This is a genomic window from Neisseria sp. P0001.S005, from assembly GCF_051963715.1.
Map to the genome: position 1 here is coordinate 1 of NZ_JBQCTZ010000836.1, position 342 is coordinate 342.

A 342-nucleotide genomic window follows, 5' to 3' on the forward strand; every position below is an offset into this window, starting at 1 on the left:
CAGATACTTGTCCTTTAGCGTCAATTACTTTCAATTCCATTACGCACCTACTTTCACGCTAGGACGAACCACGACGTCGCTGTTAACCGAACCCGGAACAGCACCTTTAACCAACAAGAGTTGGCGTTCAACATCAACACGTACAACTTCCAATTTTTGAACAGTTGCTTTAGTGTTACCGTATTGACCTGCCATGCGTTTACCAGGGAACACGCGACCAGGGTCTTGTGCCATACCGATAGAACCAGGAACACGGTGAGAACGAGAGTTACCGTGGGAAGTACGTTGAGCACCGAAGTTATGACGTTTGATCGTACCAGAGAAACCTTTACCTTTAGAGGT

Annotated in this window: 1 protein-coding gene; it reads right to left on the minus strand. The window is 46.8% G+C overall.

From position 1 onward, the window contains the following. Positions 1-39: 39 nt before the first annotated feature. Positions 40-342: 50S ribosomal protein L3 (gene rplC / locus ACTHSP_RS23115; protein ID WP_440347139.1), on the minus strand; the 303-nt coding region annotated here is incomplete at its 5' end.